The 2,613-nt window shown below is 40.3% G+C and carries 1 protein-coding gene; it reads right to left on the bottom strand.

Going from position 1 to position 2,613, the window contains the following annotated elements; all coding sequences use genetic code 11:
- Positions 1 to 2,613 (bottom strand): C80 family cysteine peptidase (locus BBROOKSOX_RS09955; RefSeq protein ID WP_139661563.1); only part of this gene is annotated, 2,613 nt, incomplete at both ends.

The following is a 2,613-nucleotide window of genomic DNA, read 5'->3' on the forward strand; positions in this document are numbered from 1 at the left end:
TTCTCTGCCGTAACCCACAGCCACCATTTTGACTTTGCCTGTGATGTCTTTAAGCTGAGTGCCGTAAACCACTCGGTGAGTGCCGTCTTTTTGCATTTGTACGATGGTGGTTTGTGTTGGGTGTTTGAAGGCGAGTTTAAGGGTGCTGTCTTTGACATTGTCATCGGATTCGGTTTGGAATAGGATTTGGTGATCATGGTTGGCTAGATCAGGTTTGGTTTTTTGGGATTCTGTGGTTAGTTTGTCGGTTTGTTCTTGGGTTAAGGTGTCCCAGGATTGGAGTTTTTTGTCGTTGTAGGGTTGGGTTTCTGCCAGGTGTTTTGCGCCAAGGTCTTCTGTTACTTGAGAGTCACCAGGGTTCATGGATAGCCATGGTTTGGTTTGAGTGTAGGTGTTATACGCCTCAACTTTAATATGTAGTTCTCTAGATAAAAAACTTACCATGACCTTGTAATCATCGACACCCATTTTATTGCCTTCTGTAGTGATTCCTATTTTAGAGACAGAACCTCCAGAATCCCCAATCAGATTTATTGCATCTTTAAATTGTCTCAGCAGTTCTCGCTTAGAGCAACTGTCTGAGTCTATTGTGGCTAGAATTATATTGTCAATATTGGGTCTTGTTGCGAAATTGTATACAGGATAAGATCTGTCTTTTTTGTAAGAAAAAATAACATAGCCTGGGGTCTGTGCATTGCGAAATACAAAACCATTGGTCGCCCCATTCGCTCCTGCTACTCTATCTACTGTTGTGTATTTACCCTGTACATAACGATAAGCATGTGAACCTCTACTCAGACCTGAATGACTATATGCCAACACATTTGCATTAAACCTACTACTTAAGCCACTCACACGACTCGAGTAACCAAACACACCATGTGCAGCATACCAGTCTGCACTGCCATCACTCATTTTTATGTTTATTTCTGCCATTGAAGTGCCATCAGGCAGTTGATCTTCTAGTTCTTCCAGTGCTGCCAAAGTAGCATTAAAATTACTTGCCATAACACGAATTCTTAACTTACCTTCCAAGCCTTCTATCGATCTATTTAGTTGTAGCGAACCATCTTCACCCACAGAAACAACAAGATGATAGTTGTCGTCTGTGTAAGGGTCAAACTGGGTTAATTCGCCGTCTTTGTAGCCCCAGACAACTTTTCCTTCGTCAAGATGGTAGCGATTGTTAACTGTGTTTCTACCGGCTAATTCTGTTTTTGACAAACCTAATCTAGAGCTGACCTTGGTTTCAATATTCCTTGCTTTCAGTCCCATTGCAACATCTTTACTAAAATCAGCGCCTGAATTACATCCTTTCATAGCGACTGTGTCAATGCTTGATTGAGCGGGTAACACACCTCTTAATGCAACAACATGATCAACAATGTCGTTAGCTGCTCTTCTTCCTATAGTTTTTAACCCTTTGCTGCCATGTCCAGTAAACAGTATTTTAATATTATCTGCTTTTATTGTGCGTAATTTAGGTCCATGCACAAGCCGGTAATCACCATTTTTATCCATTTGTATGAGTGTGGAGTTTTTAGAATGTTTGCCTGTCATGTCTGCCGAACTCTCTACTATGTCTGGATCATCTTGTAACTGAACAACAACATAATGTGTGTCTCTAAGGCCAGGAGAAACCTCAAACTGGTTTACTACTGTTCTCCTATCCCATGCACTTAACGCTCGTTGAGACTTTGTAATACCACTAACAATCTCTGATGCCTTTCTCACACATGCCTCAGCCCAAGCTTTACGAGCTGCATTTTTAGCAAGGTTAATCTCATCTTTACTTAACAACCCTTCAAATTCACTTTTAACACCTTCAATGCGTCCGAGTTGCTCTCCAAGGCTCAAGCCAGCAATGCCTTTTAACATATCTGCCCTTACATCAATATCCACCCCACTCTTGTTAAATTTATTTTCTAAATAATAGGCAAGAGTATTCTCTGCACACTTGCGTGCAATTGCGCTTAATTTATCAAACTGTTTTTGGTACTTGGTTTCTCGACCTTGCAAATGCCTGTCTAAATCGTTAGCCATTTTTTCAAAAATTTTCGTCTTCAGATCCCCTGGTTCTAGCGCCTGAGCTTTTTGAAAATCTTCTTCTAATTTTTTTAAAACATCATGATGTTTGCTACTTGTGCTACTTTTCTTTTTAATTAACTCATTCAAGAGCTTTGAGTATTCATCAAAACCGCCCAATGGATTCTTAAGGTTATCGGCTGTAGTTTTGGCACTTCTAGTTGTAGAAATAATGCCACCATTGTACCAACTGTAAACTGTTTTAGTGCCTCCTGTTTTCATCGTCTTAGTGCCGTTTTCATTGACCTCTAGCTCTCCCCCTCTGCCCGTTATTTGTGCAGTTCTTAGTGCTGGCATATTGTCATAAATCGTTTTGGCAAAATTCCTAGCTAGACCTTGCTTAATGTTGGTAGTATCACAACCTACTAGGGCAATGCGATCAAAATAAGTATTTTCATTGGCGTAAGTATCATAAATCTGCTTAACTCTATCGGTCAATTCCGCCATGCCATTTTCACCATTGGCAAAATTTTCTCCATGATCAACAAAATTAAGACGCACATTGCCTTTGGGGGTATAAATCTCATT

The organism is bacterium endosymbiont of Bathymodiolus sp. 5 South, from assembly GCF_900128535.1.
Lineage (GTDB): Bacteria > Pseudomonadota > Gammaproteobacteria > PS1 > Pseudothioglobaceae > Thiodubiliella.